This is a genomic window from Microvirga sp. P4_G7, from assembly GCF_056401005.1.
Map to the genome: position 1 here is coordinate 1 of NZ_JBFUKD010001160.1, position 590 is coordinate 590.

Annotated in this window: 1 protein-coding gene and 1 tRNA gene; one reads left to right on the forward strand and one right to left on the reverse strand. The window is 59.2% G+C overall.

Features of this window, described 5'->3' with window-relative positions; translation table 11 throughout:
* Positions 1-245 (reverse strand): hypothetical protein (locus AC1DT3_RS23625; protein WP_477467578.1); only part of this gene is annotated, 245 nt, incomplete at its 3' end.
* 186 nt (positions 246-431) lie between these two features.
* Here AC1DT3_RS23625 and AC1DT3_RS23630 point away from each other — a divergent pair.
* Positions 432-521 (forward strand) — tRNA-Ser (locus tag AC1DT3_RS23630).
* Positions 522-590 lie beyond the last annotated feature (69 nt).

The window sequence follows — 590 nt, forward strand, 5'->3', positions numbered from 1 at the left end:
GAGTTCGTATAGCTCAAGTCCTTGCTGCGTCCGGCAGATGCGGAAGATCGAAGTCCCCCACCCGCATGAGCGATGAAGACGAAGGGTGCGCCGGAATATCGATGCGGGAGAGACCCCAACGTTTCTCGCCACGGATCTCCGCGAAGAGCGTGAGTGCCCCACACCAAGCCGAGCGACATCAGACCCGCCAGTACCACGAGGTAAAGGGCGATGCCGCGCCGAGACAATTGCACTTTCGGTTTCAAGTGTGGGCTCCGTACGATGGGCTCCGCGCGTTTTATGCGGAGACCCGCTCTTTAACCACAACAAAGTTCAGGGAGAGCGATACATGTCCGCCGCACCCTCACCCTGGTCCCTCCTCGAAAAACGGCGCAAATCATCTTGACCGCGCCCGAATGCTCGCTATGCCATTCGAAGGCTGGCAATCAGCTGGAAGGGTGGCCGAGTGGTTTAAGGCAGCGGTCTTGAAAACCGCCGTGGGTGCAAGCCCACCGTGGGTTCGAATCCCACCCCTTCCGCCATCTATCTCCAAGAACTCTACCAATGCACCTGCGCCTTGGGCGCGGTTTGACAGCACCCCAACCCAAAGT